The organism is Campylobacter sp. CFSAN093249, from assembly GCF_011067895.1.
Taxonomy (GTDB): domain Bacteria; phylum Campylobacterota; class Campylobacteria; order Campylobacterales; family Campylobacteraceae; genus Campylobacter_D; species Campylobacter_D jejuni.
The window spans coordinates 470,406-486,268 of sequence record NZ_JAAMWM010000005.1 but is presented as its reverse complement, the minus strand read 5'-3'; the positions used below and the strand labels follow the sequence as shown (position 1 = coordinate 486,268).

The 15,863-nt window shown below is 30.0% G+C and carries 18 protein-coding genes; 13 read left to right on the top strand and 5 right to left on the bottom strand.

What is annotated here, in order from left to right; translation table 11 throughout:
* Nucleotides 1-38 precede the first annotated feature (38 nt).
* Together FBF10_RS06345 and FBF10_RS06340 are read right to left on the bottom strand one after the other, a co-directional pair.
* The gene (locus FBF10_RS06345) at nucleotides 39-344 is read right to left on the bottom strand and encodes a hypothetical protein (RefSeq protein ID WP_002867958.1); all 306 of its coding nucleotides are present in this window, start codon (nucleotides 342-344) and stop codon (nucleotides 39-41) included.
* Between the two features lie 11 nt (nucleotides 345-355).
* A complete protein-coding gene (locus FBF10_RS06340) occupies nucleotides 356-952 on the bottom strand; it encodes an MBL fold metallo-hydrolase (RefSeq protein ID WP_002873848.1) in 597 nt (198 codons plus the stop codon).
* Between the two features lie 73 nt (nucleotides 953-1,025).
* Here FBF10_RS06340 and FBF10_RS06335 point away from each other — a divergent pair, with 73 nt between their 5' ends.
* The 6 genes from FBF10_RS06335 (at nucleotide 1,026) to FBF10_RS06310 (ending at nucleotide 7,047) form a co-directional block, all read left to right on the top strand.
* Nucleotides 1,026-1,766, top strand: coding sequence for an NAD+ synthase (locus FBF10_RS06335; RefSeq protein WP_002857155.1), 741 nt, complete (start codon nucleotides 1,026-1,028; stop codon nucleotides 1,764-1,766).
* Nucleotides 1,767-1,769: 3 nt separating this feature from the next.
* Nucleotides 1,770-2,696, top strand: a complete 927-nt coding sequence (locus FBF10_RS06330) for a tetraacyldisaccharide 4'-kinase (protein ID WP_002860774.1) — start codon at nucleotides 1,770-1,772, stop codon at nucleotides 2,694-2,696.
* Nucleotides 2,693-4,105, top strand: coding sequence for a threonine synthase (gene thrC, locus FBF10_RS06325; protein ID WP_002889129.1), 1,413 nt, complete (start codon nucleotides 2,693-2,695; stop codon nucleotides 4,103-4,105). Before FBF10_RS06330 ends, thrC begins: the two co-directional genes overlap by 4 nt.
* Nucleotides 4,102-4,821 (top strand): 3-deoxy-manno-octulosonate cytidylyltransferase, encoded by a 720-nt coding sequence (gene kdsB / locus FBF10_RS06320; protein WP_002860776.1) that lies wholly within the window; start codon nucleotides 4,102-4,104, stop codon nucleotides 4,819-4,821. Before thrC ends, kdsB begins: the two co-directional genes overlap by 4 nt.
* A gap of 86 nt (nucleotides 4,822-4,907) precedes the next feature.
* On the top strand, nucleotides 4,908-6,182 hold the full coding sequence (locus FBF10_RS06315; RefSeq protein WP_052789844.1) for a hypothetical protein: 1,275 nt from the start codon (nucleotides 4,908-4,910) through the stop codon (nucleotides 6,180-6,182).
* A gap of 94 nt (nucleotides 6,183-6,276) precedes the next feature.
* Nucleotides 6,277-7,047 carry a transporter substrate-binding domain-containing protein gene (locus tag FBF10_RS06310; RefSeq protein WP_002888610.1) on the top strand — a complete coding sequence of 257 codons (771 nt, stop codon included), beginning with the start codon at nucleotides 6,277-6,279 and terminating at the stop codon, nucleotides 7,045-7,047.
* Nucleotides 7,048-7,062: 15 nt separating this feature from the next.
* Here the strand turns inward: FBF10_RS06310 and fliP are convergent, their stop codons facing one another.
* Nucleotides 7,063-7,797, bottom strand: coding sequence for a flagellar type III secretion system pore protein FliP (fliP, locus tag FBF10_RS06305; protein WP_002852529.1), 735 nt, complete (start codon nucleotides 7,795-7,797; stop codon nucleotides 7,063-7,065).
* A gap of 142 nt (nucleotides 7,798-7,939) precedes the next feature.
* On the opposite strand from fliP, the gene glmU reads away from it, so the two are divergent.
* The 7 genes from glmU to truA are packed head-to-tail and all read left to right on the top strand — an operon-like array spanning nucleotide 7,940 to nucleotide 14,186.
* Nucleotides 7,940-9,229, top strand: coding sequence for a bifunctional UDP-N-acetylglucosamine diphosphorylase/glucosamine-1-phosphate N-acetyltransferase GlmU (gene glmU / locus FBF10_RS06300; protein WP_165433906.1), 1,290 nt, complete (start codon nucleotides 7,940-7,942; stop codon nucleotides 9,227-9,229).
* Nucleotides 9,226-10,380: a bifunctional phosphopantothenoylcysteine decarboxylase/phosphopantothenate--cysteine ligase CoaBC gene (gene coaBC, locus FBF10_RS06295; RefSeq protein ID WP_002888612.1), complete on the top strand. Its 1,155-nt coding sequence runs from the start codon at nucleotides 9,226-9,228 to the stop codon at nucleotides 10,378-10,380. The genes glmU and coaBC overlap by 4 nt, the downstream gene beginning before the upstream one ends.
* A complete protein-coding gene (locus FBF10_RS06290) occupies nucleotides 10,377-10,994 on the top strand; it encodes a hypothetical protein (RefSeq protein WP_002888613.1) in 618 nt (205 codons plus the stop codon). The genes coaBC and FBF10_RS06290 overlap by 4 nt, the downstream gene beginning before the upstream one ends.
* A gap of 3 nt (nucleotides 10,995-10,997) precedes the next feature.
* Nucleotides 10,998-11,666, top strand: coding sequence for a polyprenyl diphosphate synthase (gene uppS / locus FBF10_RS06285; protein WP_002852565.1), 669 nt, complete (start codon nucleotides 10,998-11,000; stop codon nucleotides 11,664-11,666).
* Nucleotides 11,663-12,439 carry an A24 family peptidase gene (locus FBF10_RS06280; RefSeq protein ID WP_165433905.1) on the top strand — a complete coding sequence of 259 codons (777 nt, stop codon included), beginning with the start codon at nucleotides 11,663-11,665 and terminating at the stop codon, nucleotides 12,437-12,439. The genes uppS and FBF10_RS06280 overlap by 4 nt, the downstream gene beginning before the upstream one ends.
* Nucleotides 12,439-13,464 carry an LptF/LptG family permease gene (locus FBF10_RS06275; RefSeq protein WP_002856798.1) on the top strand — a complete coding sequence of 342 codons (1,026 nt, stop codon included), beginning with the start codon at nucleotides 12,439-12,441 and terminating at the stop codon, nucleotides 13,462-13,464. The genes FBF10_RS06280 and FBF10_RS06275 overlap by 1 nt, the downstream gene beginning before the upstream one ends.
* Nucleotides 13,461-14,186 (top strand): tRNA pseudouridine(38-40) synthase TruA, encoded by a 726-nt coding sequence (truA, locus tag FBF10_RS06270; RefSeq protein WP_074471096.1) that lies wholly within the window; start codon nucleotides 13,461-13,463, stop codon nucleotides 14,184-14,186. Before FBF10_RS06275 ends, truA begins: the two co-directional genes overlap by 4 nt.
* On the opposite strand, the gene ilvA is transcribed toward truA, so the two are convergent.
* Nucleotides 14,183-15,394 (bottom strand): threonine ammonia-lyase, encoded by a 1,212-nt coding sequence (gene ilvA, locus FBF10_RS06265; protein ID WP_002888616.1) that lies wholly within the window; start codon nucleotides 15,392-15,394, stop codon nucleotides 14,183-14,185. The genes truA and ilvA overlap by 4 nt on opposite strands.
* On the bottom strand, nucleotides 15,394-15,807 hold the full coding sequence (locus tag FBF10_RS06260; protein WP_002859511.1) for a CoA-binding protein: 414 nt from the start codon (nucleotides 15,805-15,807) through the stop codon (nucleotides 15,394-15,396). The genes ilvA and FBF10_RS06260 overlap by 1 nt, the downstream gene beginning before the upstream one ends.
* Nucleotides 15,808-15,863 lie beyond the last annotated feature (56 nt).

The window sequence follows — 15,863 nt, the reverse complement described above, 5'->3', positions numbered from 1 at the left end:
ATTAAGAAAAATCAATGGATTTTTCTTAAAAATATTTTTCAATCAAGTTTTAATTTCCACCCTAAAAAAACACTTAATAATGCAAGTAAAAAAATAAAATTTAAAGTCCAATTACCAAAACCTATAAAACCTATAGATAATACGCTGTAAAAAAATCCTCCTACAGCTGAATAAATACAAATCGTACTTAAAGATCCATTTTCTGCCATTTTTTTACATGGGCAGATTTTATAAAATTTTTTATCATTAAATTGATTTTTCTTTTTATTTCCCAAAAATAAACCAAAAAGGGCAAAAAGATTTAAAAAAATAAAAGCATATAATAAAATTTGATCTAATTCCATTTTAATATACCTTAAAAATATCTAAGCCAAGAGGGTAGATGGACTTGCTCTTCTTTTAAAGTAGTTTCTTGTCCATGTCCTGGCAAAAGTTTAAAATCTTCTTTGTAAGTCATAACTTTTTCTAAGCTTTGTTTCATTAAATTTGCATCTGAATAAGGAAAATCCCATCTTCCTATGCTTCTATAAAATAAAAAATCTCCACTAAACATGATATTTTTACCTACAATTTCTATCATAGTGCAACCTGGTGTATGTCCTGGTAAAAAGTGAAATTTAAAGTCAAGTCCGCCTATAGAAATGATATTTTCATCATCAATCAAATAATCCGCTTTGCTAGGCATAAAACCTTGATTAAAAGGATCTTCAAGCATAAAAGTATCATTTTTATGAATATAAATGGGGATTTGATAGGCTTGTTTTACTTTTTCATTATCCCAAACATGATCGTAATGTCCGTGAGTGTTTAAAATCGCTAAAGGATTTTTTACATGTTTTTTGATGAAATTTAGCGCATCAAAACCAGGATCAATTATAATTTCTCCATGCTCACCAAATAAAATATAACAATTTGTCTCATAAGCTCCACAAGCTTGTTTGATAATTTGCATTTTTTGCCTCTTTAATAAAAAATTTGCCTTAAATAAATATAATTATACATTAAATTTTTAAAAGGCAAGCTTTATGGATTGGCAAAAGATTACGGAAAAAATGTGTGATTTTATACAAGAAAAAGTGAAAAATTCTCAAAGTCAAGGTGTGGTTTTGGGGCTTAGTGGCGGGATTGATTCTGCTTTGGTAGCAACGCTTTGTAAAAGAGCTTTAAAAGAGAATGTTTTTGCTCTTTTAATGCCAACTCAAATTTCAAACAAAGCCAATCTCGAAGATGCTTTAAGGCTTTGTGCGGATTTAAATCTTGAATATAAAATCATAGAAATTCAAAGCATTTTAGATGCTTTTATAAAGCAAAGTGAAAATACCACTCTAGTATCTTTGGGAAATTTTGCAGCGCGTATTAGAATGAGTTTGCTTTATGATTATTCTGCTTTGAAAAATTCTTTAGTCATAGGCACTTCTAATAAAAGCGAATTGCTTTTAGGTTATGGTACGATTTATGGGGATTTAGCTTGTGCTTTTAATCCTATAGGATCGCTTTATAAAAGTGAAATTTATGCCTTAGCAAAATACCTTAACTTGCATGAAAATTTCATCAAAAAAGCTCCAAGTGCGGATCTTTGGGAAAATCAAAGTGATGAGGCGGATTTAGGTTTTTCTTATGCAAAAATCGATGAAGGTTTAAAAGCTTTAGAAACTAATGATGAAAAACTTTTAAGAACGCTTGATCCTTCTTTGATTGCTATGTTAAAAAATCGCATGCAAAAAAATGCTTTTAAGGGAAAAATGCCTGAAATTTTGGAAATTTAAACAATGAATGAAGAAAAAAATTATGAACTTTGGCTTGATAATTATTTTTTTAAGCCCAATTTTTGGCAAAAATGCCTTGCTTTTATACTTTTACCTTTAAGTGTGCTTTATGCTTTTTTTGCGATTTTAAATACTTTTTTTCGTAAAAAAATAGTTTTTAAAAAGCCTGTTATTAGCGTTGGTAATTTAAGTTTTGGAGGTAATGGAAAAACCCCGCTTTGTAAAGCTATAGCAAGGGAATTTGATGGCGTTTTTATAGTACTTAGGGGCTATAAAAGAAAGTCTAAAGGTTTGTTTGTTGTTAAAAATCAAAATGAAATTTTATGCACCTTAGCACAAAGTGGCGATGAAGCTATGGAGTATGCTTTTGAAGAAAATATCAAAGGTGTGATTGTGAGTGAAGATAGAGTAAAAGGTATTGAAAAAGCCTTTGAATTGGGAGCTAAAATCGTTGTACTCGATGATGCTTTTTCTAAATTTCATATTAAAAAATTTGATATTTTGCTTGAAAGTAAAATCAAACCTTATTTTGATTTTACTTTACCAAGTGGAGCTTATCGTTTGCCAAAATTTTATGAAAAAAGGGCTGATTTTATTGCATTAGAAGGCAGGGATTTTGTGCGTTATTCTTTTGTAAAAGAAAATCCAAAGGCTGTTTTGGCAACTGCTATTGCTAAACCTTTTAGATTGTATGAGCATTTTATCAAAGCAAGGGCTTGTTATTTTTTTAAAGATCATTATGAGTTTAAAAAAGAAGAATTAGAAAATTTGCTAAAAAAACATAATTGCGATACACTAATGCTTACTTTTAAGGATTTTGTTAAAGTTAAAGATTTTGGTTTTAAATGTCAAATTATAGAATTAAATATAGAATTAAAAGATTCATTAAGGGAAAAAATAAAAACTTATATCAAGGAGTTTGAGCAATGAAATTAGTCGAGAGTAGAAATGTAAATAATGTATCAAGTTTTAAGGAAGCTTTGATTAACCCAAACGCCCCAGAAGGAGGGCTTTACTCGCCTTTAAATTTGCCTATTTTTGAAGGAGAAAAATATGCCAATTTGTCTTATAAAGATTTTGCTTTAAAGCTTATAGAAAGTTTTGGTTTTGGCGAAGAAGAGCTTTTTACAAAGGCTTTGAAAAGTTACGAAAGCTTTGATGATAAAAATACACCTATTTCTTTGCAAAAAATCTCTGAAAAAACCTATATTAACGAGCTTTGGCATGGGCCTACAAGAGCTTTTAAAGATATGGCTTTACAGCCTTTTGGCGTGCTTTTAAGAGAATTTTCAAAGGATAAAAATATTTTAATTATTTGTGCTACGAGCGGCGATACAGGACCTGCAACCCTAAAAAGCTTTGAAAATGCAAAAAATGTTAAAGTAGCTTGTATGTATCCAAAAGGTGGCACAAGTGGAGTTCAAGAGTTGCAAATGCGAGCTTTAGATAAGGATAATTTGAAAGTTTTTGCTATAGATGAGGATTTTGACGCAGCGCAACGCACTTTAAAAGAATTGCTTTTTTCAAAAGATTTTCAAAACAAAATTAAAGCTTTAAATTATGAGCTTTGCGCAGCGAATTCTGTAAATTTTGGGCGTATTTTATTTCAGATTATTTATCATTATTATGCGAGTTTAAAACTTTTTAATGAGTTTTTAGAAGAAGTACAAATCATTGTTCCAAGTGGAAATTTTGGCAATGCTTTAGGAGCTTTTTATGCTAAAAAAATGGGAGCTAAAATTTCAAAAATCAAAATCGCTTCAAATGTGAATAATATTTTGAGTGAATTTTTTAATCATGGCGTTTATGATTTGCGTGAAAAAAGTCTTAAGAAGACTATTTCTCCAGCTATGGATATACTTATTTCATCTAATATCGAAAGACTTTTGTTTGCGAAATTTAAAGATAAAAGAACCAAAGAACTGATGAATTTGTTGAAAAATGAGAGATATTTTAAACTTGAAAAAGAAGAATTGCAAAGTTTACAAGAAGATTTTGAGGCGGATTTTTGCACCGATGAAGAATGTATGCAATTTATCAAACAAAGCAAGATTTTAATCGATCCGCACACCGCAACTTGTTTTAAAATGCTTGATCCTTTAAAACCTAGCATTATTACCTCTACAGCAGAATGGACAAAATTTACTCCAAGTATGATAAAAGCTTTATACGATAGGGATTCTAAGAATGAAAAAGAAGATTTAAAATTTATAGCTAAAGAGTTTAATGTCCAAGTTAAAGATGAAATTTTGGCTTTATTTGACTTGAAAAATAGCGATGAAAAGGTATTTGAAGCCAAAAATATAAAAAAAGAAATTTTAGATTGGATGCAAAAATGATTATTATCCCTGCAAGATTAAAATCAAGTCGTTTTCATGAGAAAATTTTATGTGATGTAGGTGGAGTGCCTATGTTTGTGGCTACTGCAAGAAGGGTAAGTAGTGTGGATGAAGTTTGTATAGCTTTAGATGATGAAAAGGTTTTAAGTATCGCTAAAGAATATGGTTTAAATGCAGTTTTAACAAGCAAAAATCATGAAAGCGGTACGGATAGGATTAATGAAGCTTGTAAGAAACTATCTTTAAAAGATGATGAGATTATTATCAATGTCCAAGCTGATGAGCCTTTTATAGAATGTGAAAATTTATTAAAATTTAAAGAATTTGCAAGTTCTTGCTTGGATAAAAAAGCTTTTATGGCGAGTTGTTATAAAAAAATCACTCAAGAAGAAGCTATGGATTCTAATTTGGTTAAAGTGCTTTGCGATAAAGAAGGATATGCTTTGTATTTTTCAAGAGCTAAAATCCCTTATGAAAGAGAAAATTACGAGGAAAGTTTTAAAGGGCATTTAGGCATTTATGCTTATAGTGTAAAAGCTTTAAGAGAGTTTTGTTCTTTATTAAGTTCTGCACTTGAAAGAGCGGAAAAATTAGAGCAATTAAGAGCTATAGAAAATGGTAAAAAAATCAAAATGCTTGAAATTTCAACAACAAGCATGGGGATTGATACCAAAGAAGACTATGAAAAGGCTTTAAAAATTTATTTAGAAAAATAACTCCACCCCAAAACGGAACAGATCTTGCTTATATTATTTTAATATATTTAGGTTGAAGGCAGAAAAATCTAAATTAAGGAATTAATATGAGTATCTTTAGTATCAATGATAACTCAAACTATGGTTCTATGCTTTCACAAGCAAAAGCTAATAAAGAAAGTAAAGAAAATTCTAAAATAAGTTTTGCTAATGCTTTTTTAAAACAAAATGCCAGCAAGTTAAGTGATATAGAAAGTAAAAATTCACAAACTCTAGCAAGAAGTGAAATATTAAGTAACAACAATGCATTAAGCAATAATTCAAATTCTACTAATATATTAAATAGTAGTAATACTAACCTTAGTATTAATAATGCTACTAAAACAAGTTCTCCTAATTATGATATATCAAGTGAATTTAAAAACTCTATTTATACTCTAAAATATAAACAAGCAGATTTAAGCACTGATACAGCCTATGGTTATAGTGTAGATAAAGATGGTTATATGGGAAGTGATTTTAACAAAGCCGCAGGATTACCTGAAGATTTTAAGATACATAAATCTACTTTGGATGAGATAGAGAGATTTAATCAACATGGTATGGCTGATGAAACTAGTGGTAATTATTATAATAGTTTTGATATGGCTTCTATTGTTAAATCCTATTATAATAGCTTTAATCAAGTAATAAGTGCATTTCCAAATGATAAAACAAGTTTTAGCGAAGCTGATTTAGAGCAATTACCAAAAGGACTAAATTATGGTCGTAATGAAAACAAAGAAAAAATTGTAAAAAATATATTTAATGCGGAACAATTTCACGAAGCACAAGCGATTAAATATTCTACTATGAATTTGGGTATGAACCTTATGAAACTTGATTTTTCTCCTCAAAGTATGGAAGAAACTTCTCTAGAAGGTGGTTTCAATCCTGATATGTCAGTTTATCCAAAAAATGAAGATGGAAATTATTCTAAAGAAGCTTTATTTATGAGTTTTTTAAAATCCTATCCGCCTTTTCCATCTCCAAATCAAGTTGTTTTTAGTCCTGAAGCAAAAGTTCGTGAAGCAAAACTTGAGCAAGAAATGAAAGCAAATCCTTCTTTCGATGTTTCACTAGATGACATCATGACAGGTAAGGTTGATTTTGCAAGTTTGTTAAAAGGTTATGCACAAGATGGCTGGCTTGATGCAGGTATTTATGCAATGGAAAAAGGAGTTAAATGGCAAAATGTATACGTAGGCAGTGGAATCTCTTTTGATAGAGAATTTCATCAAGCAAAAGCTAATGGTTGGAAAGCAAGTAATGAAAGTATAAATTCTTTTGTAAATAATATAATGGATAGACTTAATAATCTTATAGGACAAACTAGGGTTTAGGAAGTATTAATTTTTTAAGTTTGAAATAAATTGCTAATAACAAAATAAGATAAAATTAGTATAATTTTTTTACAAAAAATTTTGAAAGGAAATTATGAAAAAAATTATTTTGATTTTTATCTCTTTTTTTGCTTTAAATTTGAGTGCAAAAGATTTGGTTGTAGGAATGGAGCTTGGATATCCGCCTTTTGAAATGAGCGATAAAACAGGCAAAGCAAGTGGAATTAGCGTGGATTTTTTAGAAGCTTTTGCAAAGAAAAACGGCTATAAACTTGTAGTAAAAAATATCGCTTGGGATGGTTTAATACCTGCTTTAAAAACAGCCAAGATAGATCTTATTATGTCCTCTATGACAATTACCGATGAGAGAAAGAAAGTGGTGGATTTTAGCATTCCTTATGCTAAGGCAAATTTGGCTATTTTAACTCCTTCGAACTCTGATATTACAAATATCAAAGATTTAGATAAAAAGGGCAAAGTTTTGGCTTTAAAGCGTGGTTCTACAGGGCATTTATATGCGGTTAAAAATTTAAAAAATGCAACTATTAATTTATTTGATAAAGAAAATGCTGCTATTTTGGAAGTGATTCAAGGCAAGGCTGATGGATTTTTTTATGATCAACTTACGATTTATCGGACTTGGCAAAAACATCAAGATACAACCAGAGCCATTTTAGCGCCTTTTCAAGAAAATCCTGAGTTTTGGGGTATAGCAGTACAAAAAGGCAATGCAGAACTTAAAAAAGAGCTTGATGAATTTATTGCAGAAAGCAAAAAAGATGGGCTTTTTGATTCTTTAGGAGAGAAATATCTTAAAGATGTTAAAGATACTTTTAAAAAGAATAATTTAGAATTCTTTTTCTAAGAAGGATTTTCCTTCTTAGGTTACAAAGCTTTCCACAAGCCTTTGCACTAGCAAATTCCATCCATCCACTAATACAAAAATTAAGAGTTTAAAAGGTAAAGAGATCATAGTAGGAGGTAGCATCATCATACCCATAGCCATTAAAACTGAGCTTACAACCATATCTATGACTAAAAAGGGTAGGTAGATTAAAAACCCTATTTCAAAAGCGGTTTTAAGCTCTGAAATCATAAAAGCAGGAACTAAAACCGTAAGGGGAACATCATCTATGGTTTTGGGATTGGGTAGATTGCGTATGCGATAAAAAAGGGCTAAATCTTTTTCTCGAGTATTTTTAAGCATAAAATCTTTAAAAGGCTTTGCTCCTTTTATAAAAGCCTCTTCATAGCCTATTTTTTCTGCTAAATAAGGTTTTATACCTTCATTATAGGATTTTGTAGCTACAGGTTCCATGATAAAAAAAGTTAAAATTAAAGCCAAGGTTACTAAAATAGTGTTAGGTGGCATACTTTGCGTCCCCATAGCTTGTCGCAAAAATGAAAATACCACAATAAGACGCAAGAAAGAAGTCATAACAAAAACTATACTTGGAGCGAGCGCAAGTATGGTTAAAACAATCACTATATTTAAAGTAGTAACAAGCTGATTAGGTGTATTGGGTGCACTTAAGCTTAAATTTACTGTAGGAATAGTTGCTTCAGCAGCAAATAAGCTCATGCTTAAAAGTAAAAATAATAATATTTTTTTCAAAATTTAAAAACCTTTTTTTGTTTTTTATTAAAGAAATTTAAATTTTATCTTTTGATGACTAAAAACTAGTTTAAGGGTATTAGGATTTTAACTTTAAACTGCTAAAATAGTCTTTTAGACTTCTTAATAACAAAGGTAAAAAATGAAAACTTCTATTTTGATTTTAGCGGCAGGATTAGGCACTAGAATGAAATCACAAAAGCCAAAGGTTTTGCAAGAGCTTTGTCAAAAAAGTATGATTTTACACATTTTAAAAAAGGCTTTTGCTTTAAGTGATGATGTAAGCGTAGTTTTATCGCATCAAAAAGAACGCGTTGAAAAAGAAATTTTAGAATATTTTCCAAAAACACAAATTTTAGAGCAAGACTTGCAAAATTATCCAGGAACTGCGGGAGCTTTAAGGGGGTTTGAGCCTAAAAATGAAAGAGTGTTGATTCTTTATGGCGATATGCCTTTGGTTGAGCAAACAAGTTTGGAAGCTTTGTTGAGTAATAATACAAAATTAAATCTAGCAGTTTTTAAAGCAAGAGATCCTAAAAGTTATGGCAGAGTGGTGATAAAAAACGATAGCGTTGAAAAAATTGTTGAATTTAAAGATGCAAATACACAAGAAAAAGAGATAAATACTTGCAATGCTGGAGTTTATGTGATTGACTCGAGGCTTTTAAAAGAGCTTTTACCTTTGATTGATAACAATAATGCGGCAAAAGAGTATTATTTAACCGACATTGTAAAACTAGCAAAAGAAAAAGATGTGATGATTAAAGCGGTTTTTGTAGATGAAGATGAATTTATGGGGATTAATGATAAATTTGAACTCAGTATAGCTGAAAATTTCATGCAAGAAAAAATTAAAAAATACTGGATGCAACAGGGTGTGATTTTTCATTTACCGCAAAGCACTTTTATAGGTGCAGATGTTGAATTTGTAGGTGAATGTGAAGTATATGAAAATGTAAGGATAGAGGGCAAAAGTAAGATTATAAACTCTATCATTAAAAGTTCAAGCGTGATAGAAAATTCCATCGTAGAAAATAGCGATGTAGGGCCTTTGGCACATTTGCGTCGAAATTGTGAGTTAAAAAACACTCATATAGGAAATTTTGTAGAATGCAAAAATGCAAAGTTAAATACCGTAAAAGCAGGGCATTTGAGCTATTTAGGAGATTGTGAGATAGATAGTGGAACCAATATAGGCTGTGGGACTATCACTTGTAATTATGATGGGGTAAAAAAGCATAAAACCATCATAGGAAAAAATGTTTTTGTAGGTTCGGATACGCAATTTATCGCACCTGTAAAAATCGAAGATGAAGTGATCATAGCAGCAGGAAGCACAGTAAGTGTCAATGTAGAAAAGGGTGCTTTGTTTATCAATAGAGCAGGGCATAAAATGATAAAAGATTATTATTATAAGAAATTTCAAAAATGAAAACCATACTTTTAGCCATTAGCGGTAGTATAGCTTTTTATAAATCTTATGAGCTTATTTCTTTGTTTAAAAAAGAAGGCTTTAGGGCAAAAGTTTTGCTTTCTAATGGTTTGTTAAAATTTGCTAGCAAAATGAGTTTTGAAGCCTTGGTTGATGAAGTTTTATGTGAGGAAAATGAAAGTTGGCAAAATTCAAACAATCACATAGCTTTTAGCAAGGATGTAGACCTTGTTTTGTTTGCCCCTGCAAGTGTTAATTCTATCAATAAACTTGCTTTTGGTATAGCGGATAATCTTTTTATCCAAACCTTAATCGCAGCAAATAAACCTCTTATCATAGCTCCTGCGGCAAATACAAATATGTTTCATCATTTTAGCACGCGAAATTCTTTAAAGATACTTAAAGAAAATAAAGCTTTGATTATAGAGCCTATTTGTAAAGTTTTAGCTTGTAAAGATGAAGGCGTAGGAGCCTTAGCTGAAGTTAAGGATATTTTTAATATCACCAAAAGAGAGCTTTTAAAAGAAAAGTTTTGGTGCGATAAAAGTGTAGTTATCACAGGTGGCGGCACAAAAGAAAAGATCGATGATGTGCGTTGTGTGAGTAATTTTTCAAGTGGAAAAATGGCAAAGGCCATAGCTGACGCTTTTTATTTTTTAGGAGCTAGGGTAAAACTTTTAAGCTCTGTGGAATTTGATACGCCTTATGAGCTTTGCAAATTTGAAAGTTCTAAGGATCTAAAGGAGCTTTTGGATAAAAATTTAAATCATGACTTTTTGATTATGACGGCTGCGGTGAGTGATTTTATCCCTCAAAGTGTAAAAGGGAAAATTAAAAAAAATGAGCATTTGCAGGGTTTAAATTTGCATCTATCTTTAAATGAAGATTTGCTTAAAACTTGCAAATTTCAAGGCAAAAAGATAGGTTTTAAGATGGAATTTGATTCTCAAAATGCCTTAGAAAATGCGAAAAAATCTTTAAAAGATAAGCAACTTGATATGGTTTGTCTTAATATCATTGATCAAAAAAATTATTTTGGAAGCGATCAAAATGAGCTTTATTTTATCACTTTAAACAATGAAAATAAAAGCACTTTGCAAAGCAAAGAAAAATTGGCATTTGAATTAGTAAAATGGTGTGAAAAATTATGAGTATGATTAATTCTACCTTACCTATACAAATGAAAGTTTTAGCTAAATCAGGTTATGGACATTATACGCTTTTATTAAATCATAAAAAGATTCAAACCAAAAGCATGATAGAGCTTGAAATTGGTGCTGAATATTTAGCTGAACTTTATATGCAAAATGGTGGAGTTATACAATTTAAACATCTTTCAAAGCGTCCTAATTTTAAACCTTTTGAAGAGGGATTGGCTTTGATAATCGCTATGTTAGAGGATAAAATTTCTTATAAAAAATTCATTATACAAAATCTTTTAGATTGTAAAGATATAGAGCGTTATCAGATATTAAAAGAAATGCTTTTTGCAAGTTTTGAAAATATTTATCATATTCCTTTTAACTTTGAAAATAAATCTTGCTTGTTTCAAATGCGTAAAAGAGCAAAATATTTAGAAATTTACTTATATTTTAGTGTTTTTGGAGCTTTAAAAATTTTAATAGACTCGCAAGGCATTAGTGTTTTTACACCTTTTGCCAAGGTGCAAAAATTTTTAAACGAACATTTAGATTTTAATGTATCGCAAGAAAACAAGATTGAACCTTTGTTTGTTTTCAAAAGGCTTTTTGATTTTAAAGGATGAAAAATGAATGAATTAAAACATCTTGCTGTTGTTATGGATGGCAATAGGCGCTGGGCTAGAGCTAAGGGTTTTTTGGCAAAGCTTGGATATTCCCAAGGAGTCAAAACTATGCAAAAATTGATGGAAGTTTGCATGGAAGAAAATATTTCAAATTTAAGCCTTTTTGCTTTTAGTACGGAAAATTGGAAGCGTCCTAAAGATGAAATTGATTTTATCTTTGAACTTTTAGATCGTTGTTTAGATGAAGCTTTAGAAAAATTTGAAAAAAATAATGTGCGTTTAAGAGCTATAGGTGATTTATCGCGCTTGGAAGATAAAGTAAGAGAAAAAATTACCTTAGTTGAAGAAAAAACAAAGCATTGTGACGCACTTTGTGTTAATTTGGCTATAAGTTATGGTGCAAGAGATGAGATTATAAGAGCTGCTAAGCGTGTGATTGAAAAAAAACTTGAGCTAAATGAAGAAAATTTAACGCAAAATTTAGATTTACCTTTAGATGTGGATTTGATGCTTCGCGTTGGAAATGCTAAAAGACTTTCAAATTTCTTACTTTGGCAGTGTTCATATGCTGAAATTTATTTTAGTGAAACTTTATTTCCATCTCTTACCAAGAGAGAATTTAAAAGGATTATTAAAGAATTTAGAAATAGAGAAAGAACTTTTGGAAAATGATATTTTTCATAATAATTCTAGGGGCTTGTTTGGGTTCTTTTTGCGCAAGTTTGGCAAGTAGGATAATTGAAAAAAAGCCCTTTTTTATCTCGCGCTCTTTTTGTTTTTCTTGTGATACAAAATTAAAATACTATGAAATTATTCCTATTTTTTCTTATATTTTTTTAAAGGCAAAATGTCAAACTTGTAAATGTCATTTGTCTATTTCTTTGTTAATCAATGAAATTTTAGGCGCAATTTTGCTTATTTTGGTTTATTCTTTAAGTCAAAATTTTTATGATTTTTTATTTTTATCTCTATTTTTATTTAATCTTTTCTTACTTTCTTTAATTGATATTAAACTCAAAGCCGTACCACAAATTTTACTTTGGAGTGCTTTTTTATTTGCTTTTTTTTACGCCTTTAGGGAGAGTGAAATTTTACATTTTTTGATTTTTAAAGAGTTTAGTGGAGGTTTTTTACTAAATGCTTTTAGTTTTGGAGGATTTGTTTTTTTATTAAAAAGTTTGGTTTTTTTTCTAATGAATTTCCAAAAAAAAGATGAAATTTTAGAAAATTTGGGTGATGCTGATATTATTATTATGTCTTGTATAGGTGGAATTTTAGGTTTTGAGTATGGATTTTTAGTATTATTTATAGCTTCTATTTTGACTTTGCCTTTTTTTATTTTTTTTAGAATTAAAGCAATAAAAGAGCAAGAACTTGCTATGATACCCTTTTTAAATATCGCTTTTGTGGCAGTTTTATTTTATAAAAACTTAGGATTATTCTAATGAAGCTTAGTTTAAGATATGTTTTAAATCAATTTTTAAGTACGAATTTGTCTATATTTTTCGTACTTTTTGCTATTGTATCTATGGTGTTTTTTATTCAACTTGCAAAACTTACTTCAAGCATAGAGATTAGTTTTTTGGATCTTTTAAAGCTTTATGGGTTTATGTTGCCTAGAATTTTAATTTTTACCTTGCCTATATCTTTTTTTATTTCTTTAACTTTGGCTTTGTTTAGGCTTTCTAAGGAAAATGAAAGCATAGTACTTTTTACTTTGGGATTTTCACCAATGATTTTGGCAAAATTTTTCCTTAAAATTGCAAGCTTGATTAGTGCTTTTATGCTTGTTGTGGCTTTGGTAATGATACCTATAGTATTTGAACTTCAGGATAACTTTGTAAACTATAAAAGCACTCAAGTGAAATTTAACTACAAAACAGGAGAATTTGGACAAAAATTTTTAGACTGGATGATTTTTATAGAAAAACAAGATAGTGATAAGTATGAAAACATAATTATGTATCGCCCTAAACATAAAGCAGATGATAAAGAACAACTTATCATAGCCAAAGAAGCGCATGTGCAAAGAAAAGATGATAGCTTTGCTTTTAGCTTGAATCAAGGCAAAATGTATAATTTTGAGCAAGGTCAAAGTATTTTTAGTGGAGAATTTGACACTTTAGTAGTAAATACTCAGTTTAATACAGACAATCTTCAAACAAAGAAATTTTATGAATACTGGAATGATTTAAACGAAAATCCACAAAGAGCAAGAGAATTTGTGATTTATACAACTATAGCCTTGTTTCCACTTGCTAGTACGCTTTTTGCGCTTTGTTTTGGTTTGGTTACTTATCGTTATGAAAAAGGCTATGTGTATTTAGGTATGTTTGGAGTGATTGCTATATATTTTGGACTTTTAAGTTCTTTTTCTCAACCTCCAATTTTGGCTTGCCTTGGAATTTTTTCTTTAAGTTTATTTGTTTCGGCTTATTGTTTTAAGAAAATGATTTTGAGTCGTTATTGATGAAAATAAAAATTATATTTTCTTATGATGGCACTGCTTTTTTAGGTTCTGCTACTCAGCCTCATAAAAAAGGTGTTCAAGATGCTTTAAGTGGGGCCTTATCGCATTTGGGTATTTTTTCACCTCTTTTGATGGCTTCTCGTACAGATAAAGGAGTACATGCAAGCTATGCTGTAGCTAGTGTGGAGTGTGGAGATTATTTTACAAATTTAGAATATCTTCAAAAACAGCTTAATAAATTTTCCCATCCTTTTATCCATATCAAAAAAATTGAAAAAGTAAAAGATGATTTTGAAGTAAGATTTGATGTAAAAAGTAGAGAATACCGCTATATATTTTCTCACTCTTCTTATAGTCCTTTTATGGCTTCTTATGTGCATTTTTATCCTAAATTTGACTTAGATAAGGCTAACGAGCTTTTGGGTTTTTTTGTGGGAAAAAAGGATTTAAAGTTTTTTTGCAAAAGTGGAGGAGATAATAAAACGACTTTAAGAGAAATTTTTATTGCTAGAGCTTATGCTTATAAAGATTTTAGCATTTTTCATTTTAAAGCTAATGGTTTTTTAAGAGGGCAAATTAGATTAAGTGTAGCAAGTGTTTTAAAGGTTTTAGAAGGAAAAATGAGTGAAAAAGAACTCAAAGAACAGATTGAGGCCAAAAAGCAATACAATCACTTTTTAGCACCGCCAAATGGGCTTTATTTAAGCCGTATATGTTATTAAAAACTTTCATAGAAATTAAAGGCCTTTTGGGTTAAAATTTTTCTTATTTCTTCTTGATGTTCTTTACCTTTGGTTTCTAGGGTAATTGAAATCATCGCATCGCCATAATCAAGCTTGGTGGAAAATCTATCATAGTCGATTTTTACTATATTTGCATTGGCTATTTTTAAGCTGTCTGTAAGGTGTAATAATGCCCCAGGTTTATCTATTAAAGTAACATGAATTTGCATTTTTCTGTAGGATTTAAATAAACCTTTTTCTATGATGATATTTAGCATTTGTGCATCGATATTGCCTCCGCTTAAAACTACGCCAATTTTTTTATGATTTTGTGTATTTATTTTTTGATGAAGTAGGGTGGCTACACTCGCAGCTCCTGCACCTTCAACTATGATTTTATGTTTTTCAAGTAAAAACAATACCGCATTAGCGATTTCTTCATCATCAACTTGGATAAAATCATCTACGCATTCTAAAATAATATTAAAATTAATAGGATTTGCATCACGCACAGCAATACCATCGGCTATAGTGCGTACGCTTTTTGCATTTTTGATTTTTTTGGCATGAAAACTTTCATACATTGCAGGAGCTCCTTTGGCTCCAACTCCGATGATTTTAATGTTTGGATTGATTTGTTTAGCTGCACTTGCGATACCACTTATAAGTCCTCCACCTCCAACAGGTGCGATAATCATATCAAGATCGCTTATTTCATCAAGCATTTCAAGCATCAAAGTTCCTTGTCCTGCCATTACAAATTCATCTTCAAAAGGATGGATAAAACTAAGATTATTTTCTTTAGCATAAGAGGTTGCAAAGACATAAGCTTCATCAAAATTGTCCCCTTTGAGTATCACCTCTGCTCCTAAGGCTTTTGTAGCAGAAACTTTTAAGAGCGGAGTGGATTCTGGCATTACAATAACTGCTTTAATGCCAAATTTTTTTGCACTAATGGCCACGCCTTGAGCATGGTTTCCTGCACTTGCCGCAATGACTCCGTATTGTTTTTGTTCAGCGCTAAGATTGGCTATTTTATTATAAGCTCCACGAATTTTATAAGCACCTGTAATTTGTAAATTTTCATTTTTAAGATAAATCTCACTTTGACAAATATCACTTAAAAAAGAAGAGTATATGAAAGGAGTTTTGTTTACAAACTCTGAAATTTGTTGTTTTGCTTTGTAAATTTTATTAAGTTCTAACACTATTTTTCCTTTGTTTTAAAATACGGATATTCTAGCATAATGCAACGATTTTGTATAAAATTTATATCTAATTTTTTACATTCTTCTTTGGCTGTTTCATTACTAATACCAAGTTGAAGCCATAGGTTTTTAATATTTTTTTCAACAAGCTTAGGAAGAATTTCTAGTGCCACTTCGCCTTTTCTAAAAAGTATAAGTGTATCGATTTTTTCTTCTATTTGATCTAAATTTCTATAAACTTTTTCATTTAAAATAAACTCTTCTTTAGGATAAATAGGAAAAATTTTATAATTTTTTCTTTGTAAAAATTCTGCTACCCTATAAGAAGCTTTTGTCTTATCTGGACTTAAAGCAAATATGGCAATATTTTTACTTGTATTTATAATATAAGAGATAGTTTCTTTTTCATTCATTGTTAACCTTTGTTTTGGTATTTTATCTTAAATGATTAAAAAATTAACTAAAGTGA